Annotated in this window: 18 protein-coding genes; 10 read left to right on the top strand and 8 right to left on the bottom strand. The window is 67.8% G+C overall.

Features of this window, described 5'->3' with window-relative positions:
* The first annotated feature begins 2 nt into the window (after nucleotides 1–2).
* Nucleotides 3–320, top strand: a complete 318-nt coding sequence (locus tag MTAB308_RS17480; RefSeq protein ID WP_077100779.1) for a lipopolysaccharide assembly protein LapA domain-containing protein — start codon at nucleotides 3–5, stop codon at nucleotides 318–320.
* A gap of 18 nt (nucleotides 321–338) precedes the next feature.
* Here MTAB308_RS17480 and MTAB308_RS17475 read toward each other — a convergent pair whose 3' ends face one another.
* Together MTAB308_RS17475 and MTAB308_RS17470 are read right to left on the bottom strand one after the other, a co-directional pair.
* Complete coding sequence (locus MTAB308_RS17475) at nucleotides 339–1,385, bottom strand: phosphotransferase family protein (RefSeq protein ID WP_077104466.1); 1,047 nt, start codon at nucleotides 1,383–1,385, stop codon at nucleotides 339–341.
* 35 nt (nucleotides 1,386–1,420) lie between these two features.
* Nucleotides 1,421–2,029, bottom strand: coding sequence for a histidine phosphatase family protein (locus tag MTAB308_RS17470; RefSeq protein ID WP_077100777.1), 609 nt, complete (start codon nucleotides 2,027–2,029; stop codon nucleotides 1,421–1,423).
* 63 nt (nucleotides 2,030–2,092) lie between these two features.
* Here MTAB308_RS17470 and MTAB308_RS17465 point away from each other — a divergent pair, with 63 nt between their 5' ends.
* The 7 genes from MTAB308_RS17465 (at nucleotide 2,093) to MTAB308_RS17435 (ending at nucleotide 7,897) form a co-directional block, all read left to right on the top strand.
* The gene (locus MTAB308_RS17465) at nucleotides 2,093–2,773 is read left to right on the top strand and encodes a class I SAM-dependent methyltransferase (RefSeq protein WP_077100775.1); all 681 of its coding nucleotides are present in this window, start codon (nucleotides 2,093–2,095) and stop codon (nucleotides 2,771–2,773) included.
* Nucleotides 2,770–3,129, top strand: coding sequence for a hypothetical protein (locus MTAB308_RS17460; RefSeq protein ID WP_077100773.1), 360 nt, complete (start codon nucleotides 2,770–2,772; stop codon nucleotides 3,127–3,129). Before MTAB308_RS17465 ends, MTAB308_RS17460 begins: the two co-directional genes overlap by 4 nt.
* A gap of 63 nt (nucleotides 3,130–3,192) precedes the next feature.
* A complete protein-coding gene (locus MTAB308_RS17455; RefSeq protein ID WP_077100771.1) occupies nucleotides 3,193–4,239 on the top strand; it encodes a phosphotransferase family protein in 1,047 nt (348 codons plus the stop codon).
* Between the two features lies 1 nt (nucleotide 4,240).
* Nucleotides 4,241–5,005, top strand: a complete 765-nt coding sequence (locus MTAB308_RS17450; protein WP_077100768.1) for an SDR family NAD(P)-dependent oxidoreductase — start codon at nucleotides 4,241–4,243, stop codon at nucleotides 5,003–5,005.
* An 18-nt stretch (nucleotides 5,006–5,023) separates the two neighbouring features.
* Nucleotides 5,024–6,307, top strand: a complete 1,284-nt coding sequence (locus MTAB308_RS17445; protein WP_077100766.1) for an acyl-CoA dehydrogenase family protein — start codon at nucleotides 5,024–5,026, stop codon at nucleotides 6,305–6,307.
* Complete coding sequence (locus MTAB308_RS17440) at nucleotides 6,297–6,923, top strand: TetR/AcrR family transcriptional regulator (protein WP_425436280.1); 627 nt, start codon at nucleotides 6,297–6,299, stop codon at nucleotides 6,921–6,923. Before MTAB308_RS17445 ends, MTAB308_RS17440 begins: the two co-directional genes overlap by 11 nt.
* The gene (locus MTAB308_RS17435; protein WP_077100763.1) at nucleotides 6,923–7,897 is read left to right on the top strand and encodes an NADPH:quinone oxidoreductase family protein; all 975 of its coding nucleotides are present in this window, start codon (nucleotides 6,923–6,925) and stop codon (nucleotides 7,895–7,897) included. The genes MTAB308_RS17440 and MTAB308_RS17435 overlap by 1 nt, the downstream gene beginning before the upstream one ends.
* A gap of 15 nt (nucleotides 7,898–7,912) precedes the next feature.
* On the opposite strand, the gene MTAB308_RS17430 is transcribed toward MTAB308_RS17435, so the two are convergent.
* Nucleotides 7,913–9,793, bottom strand: a complete 1,881-nt coding sequence (locus MTAB308_RS17430; protein WP_173842202.1) for an alkyl/aryl-sulfatase — start codon at nucleotides 9,791–9,793, stop codon at nucleotides 7,913–7,915.
* A 162-nt stretch (nucleotides 9,794–9,955) separates the two neighbouring features.
* Here MTAB308_RS17430 and MTAB308_RS17425 point away from each other — a divergent pair, with 162 nt between their 5' ends.
* Nucleotides 9,956–10,411, top strand: a complete 456-nt coding sequence (locus tag MTAB308_RS17425; protein WP_077100759.1) for a lipoprotein LpqH — start codon at nucleotides 9,956–9,958, stop codon at nucleotides 10,409–10,411.
* Here MTAB308_RS17425 and MTAB308_RS17420 read toward each other — a convergent pair.
* From MTAB308_RS17420 to MTAB308_RS17405, 5 genes are all read right to left on the bottom strand, one after another.
* Entirely contained in the window at nucleotides 10,408–11,928 is a 1,521-nt protein-coding gene (locus MTAB308_RS17420; RefSeq protein ID WP_077104464.1) for a sensor histidine kinase, read from the bottom strand. The genes MTAB308_RS17425 and MTAB308_RS17420 overlap by 4 nt on opposite strands.
* The gene (gene tcrX / locus MTAB308_RS17415) at nucleotides 11,906–12,610 is read right to left on the bottom strand and encodes a two-component system response regulator TcrX (protein WP_077100757.1); all 705 of its coding nucleotides are present in this window, start codon (nucleotides 12,608–12,610) and stop codon (nucleotides 11,906–11,908) included. Before tcrX ends, MTAB308_RS17420 begins: the two co-directional genes overlap by 23 nt.
* 148 nt (nucleotides 12,611–12,758) lie before the next feature.
* Nucleotides 12,759–12,914: a DUF6131 family protein gene (locus MTAB308_RS29350; RefSeq protein ID WP_173842201.1), complete on the bottom strand. Its 156-nt coding sequence runs from the start codon at nucleotides 12,912–12,914 to the stop codon at nucleotides 12,759–12,761.
* A 12-nt stretch (nucleotides 12,915–12,926) separates the two neighbouring features.
* A complete protein-coding gene (locus tag MTAB308_RS17410; protein WP_077100755.1) occupies nucleotides 12,927–13,175 on the bottom strand; it encodes a hypothetical protein in 249 nt (82 codons plus the stop codon).
* Nucleotides 13,176–13,275: 100 nt separating this feature from the next.
* Nucleotides 13,276–13,686 carry an MmcQ/YjbR family DNA-binding protein gene (locus MTAB308_RS17405; RefSeq protein WP_077100753.1) on the bottom strand — a complete coding sequence of 137 codons (411 nt, stop codon included), beginning with the start codon at nucleotides 13,684–13,686 and terminating at the stop codon, nucleotides 13,276–13,278.
* A 69-nt stretch (nucleotides 13,687–13,755) separates the two neighbouring features.
* Between MTAB308_RS17405 and MTAB308_RS17400 the strand changes: the two genes are divergently transcribed.
* Entirely contained in the window at nucleotides 13,756–14,589 is an 834-nt protein-coding gene (locus MTAB308_RS17400) for a hypothetical protein (protein WP_077100751.1), read from the top strand.
* Nucleotide 14,590: the final 1 nt, after the last annotated feature.

The following is a 14,590-nucleotide window of genomic DNA, read 5'->3' as shown; positions in this document are numbered from 1 at the left end:
GTATGAGCGGACCCCCGCCTGCCCATGGTGGCGCGACCCCCATGGAGCCGGCCGTCGGGTTCACCCGCGCCGGCGCCCTGTGGACGTCCCTGACCGTCGGCTTCCTGACCCTGATCCTGTTGCTCATCTTCATAGCCCAGAACACGAGTTCGGCGTCGTTTGCGTTCTTCGGCTGGCGCTGGAGCCTGCCGCTGGGCGTGGCGATCCTGCTGGCGGCGGTGGTGGGCGGGCTGATCACCGTCGCGGCCGGCACCGCGCGGATCCTTCAGCTGCGTCGCGCAGCCAAGAAGCATCACTCGGCGGCACACTCGAATCCCTGAGTGTGCCGGCCGCCTAGCCTAGCCGGGCAGCTTGGCGAGCTCCGCCAATCCGCGCGAAATCAGGGGCGCGACGACCTCGGGGGTGTGTTCGGGCTCCGTTCCGCTGGCCAGGTCCGACATCCGACGGCGGAAGTCGATGCCCGCGGCGATGATGGCGAGCTTGAAGTAGGCCAGCGCCATGTAGAACTCCCAATGCGCCAGCGGCAGCCCCGCCGCCAGCGAATAGCGGTCCGCCAGCTCGTCGGCCGTCGGCAGCAGCGGCGATGTCCAGGCGGCTTGCGCGTTGACGATCAGATCCAGCGCCGGGTCGCGGTAGACGCACATCAGGGCGGCGTCGGACAGCGGGTCGCCCAGCGTGGACAGCTCCCAGTCCACGACGGCGCGCACCGTCGTCGGATCGTCGGCGTCCAGGATGGTGTTGTCGATCCGGTAGTCACCGTGCACGATCGAGGTCCGGCTCTGCTGCGGAATTGATTGCCGCAGGCCCGAATGCAATCGCTCGACGTCGGTGTCGCGGTGGTCGTCGGGCAGCCGCACCAGCTCCCACTGCGAACCCCACCGCCGCACCTGCCGCTCCAGGTAACCGCTGGGCTTGCCAAAGTCGGCCAGCCCCACGGCGTTCGGGTCGACGCTGTGCAGATCGACGAGCACCCGGATCAGGGAATCGACGCAACCGTCGATGACGGTGTGGCTGAACGCTTCGAGTTGCGCGCGGCGGCGCACCACCTGCCCGGCAACGAATTCGACGATCTGGAACGGCGCACCCAGCACCGAGTCGTCCTCGCACAGCGCGATCGTGCGTGCCACCGGGACGGGGGTGTCCTGCAGCGCGGCGACGACCTTGTATTCGCGGGCCATGTCGTGTGCCGACGGTGTCAGCCCGTGCAGCGGGGGGCGGCGCACCAGCCAGCTCGTCGCGTCGTCGTACACCCGGAACGTCAGGTTCGAGCGACCACCGGAGATGAACTCGCCCCGCAGCTTGCCGTCGCGGCCAATCCCGAGGGAGCGCAGGTACCTGTCCAGCGCGACCAGGTCCAGCCCTTCGAGTCGGTCAGTTGAAGTCACTCGAGATTGTTTACCACCGCCGGTGCCGGCCAAGTTCACCACCGCTGGTTTCGGGGCAACAGGTCCCACACGTGCTCGATGGTGTTGACCCCCGCCACCGTCGCCTCGCCGGACCGCGAGAACAACAGCCTGCTCACCGACGCGTAATCGACGGGAAAGGACAACAACCGGGCAGTGCCGAGGATCTGGTGCAGCAGCACGTTGATCACGCCGCCGTGGCTGAACACCGCAACCGTGTCCTCCGGATCGGCGGCGGTGACCAGGTCGTCGACCGCCGCGCGGACGCGCGCCCGAAACGCGTCCTCGTCGACCGCGCTGGGTAGCTGCCCCTGGGCCAGGCGCTTCCACTCCTCCGGCCGTTCCGCCTTGATCTGCTCGACGGGGATGTAGACCGGAAGGTCGCGGTCGTATTCGGCGAAGCGGGGGTCGATTTCGACGCTGAGCCCGCGGGCCGCCGCGACGGGTTCGGCGGTCTGGATGGCGCGCCGCTGCGGGCTGCTCACCACGCGCGCTATCGGAAACCTGGCGAGCGCGTCGGGCAGCCGTTTGACCTGAGCCAACCCGTCCTCCGACAGGTTCGGATCGGAGCCCTCGCCGTGTTCGCTGCGCAGCGGTAACGCGTGGCGGACCAGCAGCACTTGCATGTTCGTTCCCGTCGTCGGATTGTGGGCAGCGCCAGTTTCTCATCGCGCCTCACAGGAGGAGAGATGACCCAGCCGGGCATGGATTGGGACGCCGCCTACCGTCAGGAGTCACCGCCGCCGTGGAGCATCGGCCGGCCGCAACCCGAGCTGGCGGTTCTGATCGACCAAGGCAAGGTCTGCAGCGATGTCCTGGACGCCGGCTGCGGCCACGCCGAGCTGTCGCTGGCGCTCGCGGCGCGCGGCTACACGGTGGTCGGCCTGGACGCCAGCGCGACCGCGGTCGCGGCGGCGACGGCGGCGGCGGCCGAACGTGGATTGACGACGGCGACCTTCGCGCAGGCCGACGTCACCAGCTTCCGGGGCTACCCCCGCGGTTCCGAAGGGCGCTTCTCGACGATCCTGGACAGCGGGCTGTTCCACGCGCTGCCGCCCGAGCGACGCCAGGACTACCTGCAGTCGATCTCTCGGGCCGCCGCGCCGGGCGCCGCGCTGTACATCCTGGCGTTCGCCGCAGGCGCGCTGGGCGACAGCGACGGGCCCGGCCCGCGCGGCTTCACCGAGGCGGAGTTGCGCGAGGCCGTCGGGCAGTGGTGGCGGGTCGAGGACATCCGCCCCGCAACGCTGTACGGCAACGCCTCCGCACTCGCGTCCGCCCCGGGCCTGTCGCCGCGCGTCGGACGTGACGACGAAGGCCACTTTCTGGCTCCCGGCTTCCTGCTCAGCGCGCACAAGCCGGAGCGATGACGCGTTCGCGGAGTTGGAGAGCCCCGCTGACGGCCGCGTGCGTAGTCTGCGCCGTCGCGGCGCTGGGCCTGGTGTCCGTGGCGTCCGCGGATCTCTACCTCACCGGCTTTCCCGACTCCCACTTCACTGACTACGACAAAGCGGCCGACACGCCCAAACGGATCCTCATATGGGTGGAGGTGGCTTTCGTTCTCGCCTTTCTGACCCTCGCCTTCGCGCCGATCGGCACACGGGCCCGCGCCATCGGATCGCTCGCCGCCGTGGTCGCCCTGGCCCTCGTCGCGCTCGTCCAATGGATCGGCATCCCGTGGTACTTCATCACCCATCTCGGCCTCGACAACGGCATCGGCGGATAGCCGAGGGTTCCCGCCCACCGCGGAGAATGCTATTCTCCCTGTGGAGAGCGGGGTGTGCAGCCTATGACGAGTGTCAGCGAATCCCAACTGGACGCGGGCGTTCTTGCCCGCTGGCTCGATGCGAACGACGCACCGGGCGGCGGCGAGCAACCGGTGCTTCAACCGCTGAAGGGCGGTTCCCAGAACACCCTCTACCTGGTCGAGCGGGGCGGGCAGCGGATGGTCCTGCGGATGCCCGGCGCCCGCGCCGACGCGGCCCGCATCGATGGCTTGCTGCGGGAAATCCGCCTGGTCCGCGCGCTGTCGGGCACCGACGTCCCGCACGCGGCGCTGGTCGCCGCCGACGACACCGGCGCCGTGCTGGGCATGCCGTTCTACGTGATGCAGGCGATCGACGGCTGGAGCCCGATGGACGGCGGGTGGCAGGCGCCCTTCGACACCGACCTGCGCGCCCGTCGCGGCCTCGCGTTCCAACTCGTCGAGGGCGCCGCCAAGCTCGGCCGGGTGGATTGGCGCGCGCAGGGGCTCGAGGGCTTTGGCCGCCCGGACGGATTCCACGAGCGCCAGGTCGACCGCTGGCTGAAGTTCCTCGACGCCTACCGGGTGCGCGAGCTGCCCGGGCTGGACGAGGCCGCCGACTGGCTGCGCAACAACCGGCCCGCGAGCTACCGGCCGGGCATCATGCACGGCGACTACCAGTTCGCCAACGTGATGTTCGCGCACGGGGAGCCGGCGCGGCTGGCCGCGATCGTGGACTGGGAGATGACGACGGTCGGTGATCCGCTGCTCGATCTCGCGTGGGCGCTGCTGGGCTACGACGGCGAGGAGCCCAGCACCGACGGGTTCTATCTGGACATGCGGGGCATGCCGACGCGCAGCGAATTGCTCACGCACTACGAGAAAGTCAGCGGGCTGTCCACCGAGAACATCGACTACTACCTGGTGCTGGCCAACTGGAAGCTGGGGATCGTGCTGGAGAAGACCTATGCGGCCGGCGTGCGCACCGGGAAGGTGGACCCCCAGATCCAAGACACCTTCGGGACGATGATCCCCCGCCTGATCGCCACCGCAGCGGAGCTCGCCCGGTCCCTGCCTTCGCGGAGACGCTGAAATGGCTTATGCCGAGCGGCTTTTCGACCTCACGGACCGAGTGGTGCTGATCACCGGCGGCAGCCGTGGCCTGGGGCGCGAGATGGCGTTCGGCGTCGCGCACTGCGGCGCCGACGTGGTGATCGCCAGCCGCAACATGGACAACTGCGTGGCCACCGCGAAGGAGATCGAGGCCGAGACGGGCCGTTCCGCGATGCCCTACCAGGTGCACGTCGGGCGCTGGGAACAGCTCGACGGCCTGGTCGATGCGACCTACGAGCGGTTCGGCAAGGTGGACACGTTGATCAACAACGCTGGCATGTCACCGTTGTACGACAAGCTGACCGACGTCACCGAGAAGCTGTTCGACGCGGTGCTCAACCTGAACCTCAAGGGGCCGTTCCGGTTGTCGGCGTTGGTCGGTGAGCGGATGGTGGCGGCGGGTCGCGGATCCATCATCAACGTGAGTACCGCCGGATCGCTGCGCCCGGCCCCCGACATCGTCCCGTATGCCGCGGCCAAGGCCGGCCTCAACGCCATGACCGAAGCCCTGGCGAAGGCGTTCGGACCGGCCGTCCGGGTGAACACGTTGATGGCGGGGCCGTTTCTCACCGACGTCAGCAAGGCCTGGAATCTCGACCAAGCCGAGGGCAAACCGTTCGCCCACCTGGCGTTGCGGCGCGCCGGCGACCCGCGTGAAATCGTCGGCGCCGCGCTGTTCCTGGCTTCCGACGCGTCCAGCTTCACCACCGGCTCGATCCTGCGCGCCGACGGCGGGATCCCCTGACAACGAGGAGTATTCGCAATGCCGTGGGACTTTTCCACCGAACCGGAGTTCGAGAAGAAGCTGGACTGGGTCCGCGAATTCGTGCGCGAGGAGGTGGAACCCCTCGAGGTGCTGTTTCCGGGCGCTGAGTTCCTGCCGCTCAACGACGAGCGGCGCCGGATCGTCGATCCGCTGAAGCAGCAGGTACGCGACAACGGCTTGTGGGCCCCGCATTTGGGCCCCGAGCTGGGCGGGCAGGGCTTCGGGGCGGTCAAGCTGACGTTGATCAACGAGATCCTGGGCCGCAGCCCGTGGGCGCCGATCGTGTTCGGCACGCAGGCGCCCGACACGGGCAACGCGGAGATCATCGCGCGCTTCGGAACCCAAGAGCAGAAGGACCGCTACCTGGCGGGGCTGCTGTCCGGGGAGATCTTTTCGTGTTTCTCGATGACCGAGCCGCAGGGCGGGTCGGATCCCCGGGTCTTCACCACCCGGGCCGAACGGGACGGTGACGACTGGGTCATCACGGGCCGAAAGTACTTCTCGTCCAACGCCTCCGTCGCCTCGTTCTTCATCGTGGTGGCGATCACCGATCCGGACGTCCCCGTACATCAGGGCGCCTCCACGTTCCTCGTCCCGGCCGGAACCCCCGGTCTGAACGTGGCGGCCACCCACCACCTCGTCGGCGCCGACCCACACGAGCCCGGGCATTCCCTGGTTCGCTACGACGCGGTGCGGGTGCCGTCCGACGCATTGCTCGGCGAACCGGGCCAGGGCTTCCTGATCTTGCAGACCCGCCTCGCCGGCGGGCGGCTGCATCACGCGATGCGCTCGATCGGCATGGCGCAACGCGCCGTCGAGATGATGTCCCGGCGCGCGAAAAGCCGCTTCACCCAGGGTAGCTCGCTGGCCGACAAGCAGTTGGTGCAGGAGTTCGTCGCCGACTCTTACACCGAGCTGTTGCCGTTCCGGCTGACCGTGCTGCACGCCGCCTGGCTCATTGACAACGGCGACGAGCGCGCCGCCCGCGCCGAGATCGCCGCCTGCAAGATCCTGGCGTCGCAGGTGCTGAAGTCGATTGCGCTGCGGGCGATTCAGGTCCACGGCGCGCTGGGGCTCACGGATCAACTGCCGTTGGTCAACGTGCTGCTCGGCGGCATCGCGCTCGGGCTGGCCGACGGGCCGACGGAGGCGCACAAGGTCAACCTGGCGCGGATGCTGCTCAAGGGCTACGAGGCCGAGGGCGGGGACTGGCCCAGTGAGATGCTGGACGTCCGGCGCGAGGCGGCCCGCGCCAAATACGGTGAGCTCATTGACAACTAGCAAGCCCAATAGCCGGGTGGTCGCGGCGGTCGAGCGGGCCCTCGACGAGCGCCAGCGGGAGGCAACCGAGGAGGTCGAGCGCATCCTGGCGGCCGCGGTGCGCGTCATGGAACGGGTCGCGCCCGAGGCGCCCCGGGTCAGCGACATCGTCGCGGAGGCCGGCTCGTCGAACAAGGCGTTCTACCGGTATTTCGCCGGCAAGGACGACCTCATCCTCGCGGTGATGGAACGCGGTGTGGCCATCGTCGTGTCCTACCTGCAGCACCAGATGGCCAAGGAGACCCGGCCGCAGGACAAGGTGGCGCGCTGGATCGAGGGCACGCTGGCGCAGGTCGCCGACCCCCACCTGATCAGCATGAGCCGCGCGGCGGCCGGGCAGATGTCGGCCGGCGCCAATCGGCGGATGGCCGACCAGGAGATGTTGCGACCGCTGCGGGAGCTTCTTTCCGAACCCGTTGCGGCGCTGGGTAGCACCGATGTCGACCGCGACGTCGAAGCGGTGTTCTGCTGCACCGCCGCGGCCATGCGGCGATATGTCGGTTCCACCGACCGGCCCGAGCCGGACGACATCGCACACCTGGTGGGGTTCTGCCTGCGCGGCCTGGGGGTCGGATGATGCGCGCCGCCGTCTGCCGCGCCTACGGCACGCCGGAGGACCTGGTCGTCGACGACGTTCCCGACCCCGTACCCGGCCCCGGCCAGCTCGTGGTTCGCGTGCACGCCGCGGCCGTCAACTTTCCCGACGTGCTGCTGATAGCCGGGAAGTATCAGGTCAAGATCCCGGTGCCGTTCATCCCGGGCAGCGAGCTGGCCGGGGAAGTGGTGGCCGTCGGTGACGGCACGCCGTACCGGCGCGGCCAACGGGTGTTCGCGACCACGCCGACCGGGGCGTTCGCGGAGCAGGCGCTGCTCGATGCGGGCTCGGTGGCGCCCATTCCGGACGGCGCCGACTTCGCCTCCGCCGCGGCGTTCGGCGTCACGTATCGAACCGCCTATCACGCGCTGCGATCGATCGCCGAAGTGGCGCAAGGCGATTGGGTGGTAGTCCTGGGCGCCGCCGGTGGCGTGGGGCTGGCCGCCGTCGATCTGGCGGTGGCGATGAAGGCCCGGGTGCTGGCGGCGGCGTCCACCCCGGAGAAGCTCGAGCTGTGCCGGCGGCGTGGGGCGGAGGCAACCGTCGACTACGACAGCGAAGACCTGAAAACACGGATCCGCGAGCTCACCGGCGACGCCGCCCGCGTGGTCCTCGACCCCGTGGGCGGGTCCTACGCGGAGCCCGCGCTGCGGGGTCTGGCCCGTGGCGGCACGTTCGTCACCCTCGGCTACGCCTCGGGCAGCATCCCGTCCATACCGCTGAACCTTGTCTTGCTCAAGGGAATCATTATCCGCGGCATGGAGATTCGCACCTTCATGGGCGACCGGCCGGACGACGCAGCGCGCGACATGGCCGAGCTGTCGCGGATGTTCGCCGCCGGCACCGTCCGGCCCTACATCGCCGCACGGTTCCCGCTATCCGAAACCGCGGCCGCGCTGCGGCATGTTTCCGAGCGCAAGGTGCTGGGCAAGGTCGTCATCGACGTGGCGCGGTAGTTCCCCGCGCAGGCGCTACGGCGTGACGATGTTGAAGTTCTGGTCCGGCTCGTCGAGCACACCCAAAAACGCCTGCAGCGCCGACTGGTCGCCGGAAATTTCGAGCCCGGGCGAGGCGAAGTCACCCATAGCCGCCGTCAGCAATCGAAACTTCTTGTCCAGCTTGACCGTAACGGCAGCTGTCGCCGCGTCGGCGGCCGCCTTTCGATAGACCAGCACCCCGTTACGCAGGGTGAGTCGATAGTTGGCGGCCAGGTCGGCGAACGAGATGTCCAGCGCGATGTCGAGGTCCCAGCTGCGCGGCCCGTCGACCCGCAGGGCGAAGCTGTCGAAGATCTGCTCGGGTGTCAGCTGGTTGAGCATCGAGGCCGACGCCGCGGTCACGGCGGTGCCGAAATTGCCCTCCCGTAGTTCGGTTGCGCCACTCATGAAGAAGTTGCGCCACGTGGCGTTCTCGGCACCGTAGGCCAGCTGCTCCAGCGTGTCGGCGTACAACGCACGGGCCGCGGCGTGATCGCTGTCGGTGAAGATCGCGTGATCGAGCAGCGTTGCCGCCCAACGGAAGTCACCGGCGCCGAAGGCCGAGCGGGCGAGGTCCACGACCCGGTCGATGCCGCCCATCGCATCGACGTATCGCGGGGCGAGGGCCTCGGGTGGATGGGGCCACAGCCGCCCCGGATTGCCGTCGAACCAGCCCATGTAGCGCTGGTAGACGGCCTTGACGTTGTGGCTGACCGACCCGTAGTACCCGTGGGTGTGCCAGGCCCGCTCCAGCGCGGGCGGCATCCGGAACATCTCGGCGATCTCGACGCCGGTGTAGCCCTTGTTGAGCAGCCGCAGAGTCTGGTCGTGCAGATAGGCGTACATATCCCGTTGCAGCGAAAGGAATTCGACGATGCGGTCGCGTCCCCAGGTCGGCCAGTGGTGGGAGGCGAACACCACGTCGGCGCGGTCGGCAAAGGTGTCGATCGCCTCGGTAAGGTAGCCGGACCAGGCGTGCGGATCGCGCACCAGCGCGCCGCGCAGCGTCAGCAGGTTGTGCAGGTTGTGGGTGGCGTTCTCGGCCATGCACAATGCGCGGAAACGCGGGAAGTAGAAATGCATTTCGGCGGGCGCCTCGGTGCCGGGTGCCATCTGGAATTCGATGTCCACGCCGTCGATGGTGTGCTTCTCGCCGGTCTCCCGGATGTCGATGGTCGGCACGATGACGGCCACCTCGCCGGTGGACGGGGCCTGGCCGAGCCCGCAGCCCACCTGACCCATCGGCCCGCGCGCCAGCAGGGTGCCGTACATGTAGGTCGCCCTGCGCGTCATCGCCGGGCCCGCATAGACGTTCTCTTGCACGGCATGCTCGACGAAGCCGTCGGGGGCCAGCACCGCGACCGCTCCGCTGTCCACGTCGGCCTGCGCGGTGACGCCGAGAACGCCGCCGAAATGGTCGACGTGGCTGTGGGTGTAGATGACCGCGACGACGGGGCGGTCGCCACCGCGGTGGGTGCGATACAGCGCCAGCGCCGCCGCGGCCACCTCCGTGGAGATCAGCGGATCGATGACGATGACACCGGTGTCGCCCTCGACGAAGGTGACGTTCGAGATGTCGAAGCCGCGGACCTGATAGATGCCCGGCACCACCTCGTAGAGACCTTGCTTGGCGGCCAGGGTCGACTGACGCCAGAGGCTGGGGTGCACGGACGTCGGCGCGGCCCCGCCGAGGAAAGAGTAGGCGTCGTTGTCCCACACCACGCGGCCGTCGGCCGCCTTGATGACGCAGGGCGACAGGGCCGCGATGAAGCCGCGATCGGCGTCGTCGAAGTCCCTTGTGTCATCGACCGGCAAGGCGTGTCCACCATGGGCCGACTCGATAATGGCGGTCGGGGGCTTATGTTCCACCGGCAATACATTGCCACTAACGCGCCGTCCCGGGAACGAACGCAAAAAAGACAGCTGGCCGGTCAAAAGAATTTTCCTTGAACCTCTTCTATGCGGCGGGGCAAACCCGCATACTGCCTTGACGGCTCTCGATGGCGAGGACCGCAACGATCGGGCGAAGGAGAACAGGTGAAGCGTGGACTGACAATCGCGGCGGCCGGAGCCGCAATTCTGGCAGCAGGTATTGCGGGTTGTTCGAGCAACAAGGGAACTACGGTCAGTGGCGGCGGCGTCACGGCGAGCACCGGCGGCACGACGAAGGTCATCATCGACGGCAAGGACCAGAACGTCCAGGGCAGCACCGTGTGCACCAAGGCCGCCGGCAACGTGAACATCGCGGTCGGCGGCAGCAACACCGGGATCAGCGTGGTGCTTACCGATGCCAACCCGCCCGGTGTCAAGGCAGTCCAGCTCGGCAACGTCAACGGTGTGACCCTGCAGTACGCGCAGGGCGGTCAGGGCAACGCCTCGGCGACCAAGGACGGCAACACCTACAAGATCACCGGCACCGCCACGGGCGTGGACATGGCCAACCCGATGCAACCGGTGAACAAGCCGTTCGAAATCGACGCGACTTGCTCTTAACTCGGTGACTCTGCGGGCGGTTGCCACCCGTTGAGTGGCAACCGCACCGTGAACTCGGTGTGGCCCGGTGCGCTGTTGACCGTGATCGTCCCGTTGTGCGCCTTGACGACGGCCGAGACGATCGCCAGGCCCAGCCCGGTGCTGCCCCCCTTTCGGGAGCGCGAGGAATCGCCGCGCGCGAATCGCTCGAAGACCTCGGATTGAAGCGCCGCCGGGATGCCGGGGCCGTTGTCGATGACCTGCAGCAGGGTGTGCGCCGACTCGGTGGTCAGCCTCGTCGTCACGACGGTGCCGGCGGCGGTGTGGACGCGGGCGTTGGCGAGCAAGTTCGTCAAGACCTGGTGCAGCCGCGCCGCATCGCCTGTGACGACGACGGGTTCCTCGGGCAGGTCGAGCTCCCACTGATGATCCGGCCCGGCGACGTGCGCGTCGCTGACCGCGTCGACCGCCAAGCGCGTCAGGTCCACCGGTTCGCGTTCCAGCGGCCGGCCGGAGTCCAGGCGGGCGAGCAGCAGCAGGTCCTCGACGAGGCGCGTGATCCGCTCCGTCTCGGATGCCACCCGGCTCATCGCGTGCGCCACCGCCTCGCGGTCATCACCCATGCGCTGGGTGAGCTCGGTGTAGCCGCGGATCGCGGCGAGCGGCGTGCGCAATTCGTGACTGGCGTCCGCGACGAACTGCCGAACCCGCGTCTCGCTGGCCTGCCGCGCCGACAGCGCGGCGGCGATGTGGTCGAGCATCCGGTTCAGCGCGAACCCGAGCTGACCCACCTCGGTGGCCGGGTTCGCGTCGGACTCGGCCACCCGCACCGGCAGCTCGACCTCGCCGCGGTCCAACGGCAGGTCCGCCACCTTGCTCGCGGTTTGCGCGACGCGGCGCAGCGGCGCCAGCGCCCGCCTGATGATGACGACGCCCGCCGTGGTCGCGGCGACCAGCGCGATCACCGTCACGATTCCGAGGATGACCAGCATCCGGATCATGGTGGCGTCTACGTTGGACATGGACAGGCCGGTGACGATGATGTCGCCGCCGCTGCGGCTCGGGGCGGCGACGACGCGGTAGCGCCCGAGCCCGTCGAGGTCGAGCGTCATCGCCTTGCGGCTGTCGGCGATGTGTTCGAGTTGTGCCTGCGCGGCGGGGGTCAGCGCGGCCCGCGACCCGGCGCTGGTCAGGTATCCCGCGTCGACGGTCTTGCCGTTGCTGATCACCGCGGCGACCATGCCGGCGGGCTGGCCCGGGGCATCGAGGAACCGCGGACCGGGACCCGGCCGCGGATAGTAGAAGTGCGATTCATGGCGCCAGCCGGGACGTTTTGGCTCGGGGTACATCAGTGCCGACCGATAGGAAGCCCCGGCGAGTTGCCCGTCCAGCTGCGCCACCAGATGGTGCAGCAACGCCAGTTCGGTGGCCGCGGTGATGCCGACGCAGACGACGGCCAGAACGACGATCTGCCCGACCAACAGCCGGAGCCGAAGCGACCAGACCCGCCGTGTCCTAGCGGGCTGGCTTGAGGACATAGCCCGCGCCACGCAGCGTATGGATCATGGGTTCGCGACCGTTGTCGATCTTCTTGCGCAGGTAGGAAATGTAGAGCTCGACGATGTTGGATCGGCCGCCGAAGTCATAGCTCCACACCCGGTCCAGGATCTGGGCCTTGCTCAGCACCCGCTTGGAGTTGCGCATCATGAAGCGCAACAGCTCGAACTCGGTAGAGGTCAACGAGATTGGCTCGCCGGCGCGGGTCACCTCGTGACTGTCCTCGTCCAACACCAGGTCGCCGACCACCAGCTGCGCCCCGCTGTCCACCGTCGTGACCCCGGTACGCCGGAGCAGGGCGCGCAATCGCAGCACTACCTCTTCGATGCTGAACGGTTTGGTCACATAGTCGTCTCCGCCCGCGGTCAGCCCGGCGATGCGGTCTTCCACCGCATCCTTGGCCGTCAGCAGCAGCACCGGCAGCTGCGGGTTCTCCTCGCGGAGCTTGTGCAGCACGTCGAGCCCGCTCATGTCGGGGAGCATGACGTCGAGGACGACCACATCGGGCCGTTGCGCCCTGGCGGAGGCGATGGCCGACGACCCGTCGCCGGCGGTGGAGATGTTCCAGCCCTCGTACCGCAGTGCCATGGACACCATTTCGGCCAGGACCGCTTCGTCGTCGACGACGAGGACATTGATCGGGTTGCCGTCGGCACGGCACATGACAACCCGCTCTACCGACGCTCGCGACTGTGTCACAGGGTCCAGTATCCGCAGCGGACTGAGTCGACGCTATGCCATTCCTATGGGTGTCCTGTGAAAAGATCGCGTGACCGCCGGGCGGTCACGCGATCCGGTATCCGGGCGCTGGCTAATACCAATACCGCCTGCCGGCGACCGGCCGGCCGACGGATCCCAATATCCACAGGACCGCGCCGATGACGAGCAAGACCACGCCCAGCACCCATAACAAATGGATGCCGAAGATGAATCCCAGAACAAGCAAGACGATGCCGAGGATGATCATGACAAATTTCCTTTACATGAGGGGTAGTAGGCTGCTGGACATCGAGCTGGGCTGCGGGACTTTGCAATCCTTGACTTTCGGATTGACACCCGCGTAGTTCAACGGCCCGGCAATTACTGTCAACGCGATATTTCCCGCAGTGACACAGTTTGTTGAATCACCCTTGAAGTAGTCGCGCTGGAACGCCGCGAAGACTCCGATGAGCAGCCACACCAGGACAATCGCGCCGATCACTCCGCGTCCACGCATGGTGACCTCCATTGTGTTCGAGAAATTCCCGTGCGCCTAGCGTTACCCGTTCGACTTATGTCTAAACCTTGCCGATTCCCATTCCTCCCGCGTCAACCGCTAAAGCGAGACGCTAGGAATGCTCGGCCAGCCAGGCCGCGGCCCGCCGCTTCGAGGCGCGCGACAGCCACGCGTCCTGAATCAGCTCGGCCAGTTCTGTCGTCGTAATCTCGGACAGTCGGCTGGCCCGCACCAGCACCGAGGGGTGCCCGTCGAAATGGCCCGTGGTGAAGAACGGTGACGCGGGATCCTGGGTGAGCGCGAGCTTGTCGCTTTCCGACTCCACCCAGAGCATGATCACGTCCCCGTAGCGCTCGCCCGTGTCCGGATCGGCCGCGTCGGGCTGGGGCGTGCGAAAGAAGACGAATGACTTTCCGCCCACCTGATAGATCGGATTGCCCTTCGGGCCCTCCAACCGCCTGACGTGGGGCATCGACGCGGCGATCCGATGCACGTCGCCCACCCGGGCGGGCCGATCACCCATGGCCGCGACACTACCGCCCGGATCTGTAGCATGGCGAGTGGCGTTGCGGTGAAGGGGGATTGATGTGCGGTGACTGACACCCTGTTCGCTGACGTCTCCGAATTTCAAGTCCCCGTGAATGATTCGTATCCGTACCGGGTGCTCTCGGTCCGCGCCTGTGATGGCACCTATAGAGATCACAATTTCGCGGCCAACTATGCGTGGATGCGGGCAGCCCTGGACAGCGGACGCCTGACGTTCGGAATCGTCTACACCTACGTCCGCCCGAATTGGTTGGACAACGCCAACACGGTGCGCTCGATGGTCGATGCCGGCGGCGGCCTGCATCCGCGGGTCGCCCTGATGCTCGACGTCGAATCGGGCGGGAACCCGCCCGGCGACGGTTCGAGCTGGATCAACGGTTTGTACTGGAACCTGGCCGACTACGCCGGTGATCCCGCGCGAATCATCGGTTATGCCAACGCCTATGACTTCTTCAACATGTGGCGGACGCGGCCCGATGGCCTACGGGTCATCGCGGCCGGTTACGGAACCAACCCGGACCTTCCGGGCCAAGTCGCCCACCAGTACACCGACGGCACCGGCTTCAGCCCGAACCTGCCGCAGGGGTGTCCGCCCTTCGGAAACTGCGACATGAACTCGGCCGACGGGCTGACACCGCAAGAGTTTGCCGCCGCGTGCGGCATCAGCGCGAACGGAGGATGGTTGATGGCACTCACCGACGCCGAACAAGCCGAGCTGTTGAGCAAGGTCCGCGACATCTGGGACCAGCTGCGCGGGCCGGACGGCGCGGGCTGGCCGCAGCTCGGCCAGAACAGCGAAGGCCAGGACCTCACGCCCGTCGACGCGATCGCGGCGATCAAGCAGGACGTGGAGGGGATGCGGGCGAGCGCGGCGGGCTAGC

This window comes from Mycobacterium terramassiliense, from assembly GCF_900157385.1.
Lineage (GTDB): Bacteria > Actinomycetota > Actinomycetes > Mycobacteriales > Mycobacteriaceae > Mycobacterium > Mycobacterium terramassiliense.
The sequence above is the reverse complement of the archived record's forward strand: the minus strand, read 5'-3'. Positions and strand labels throughout refer to the sequence as shown.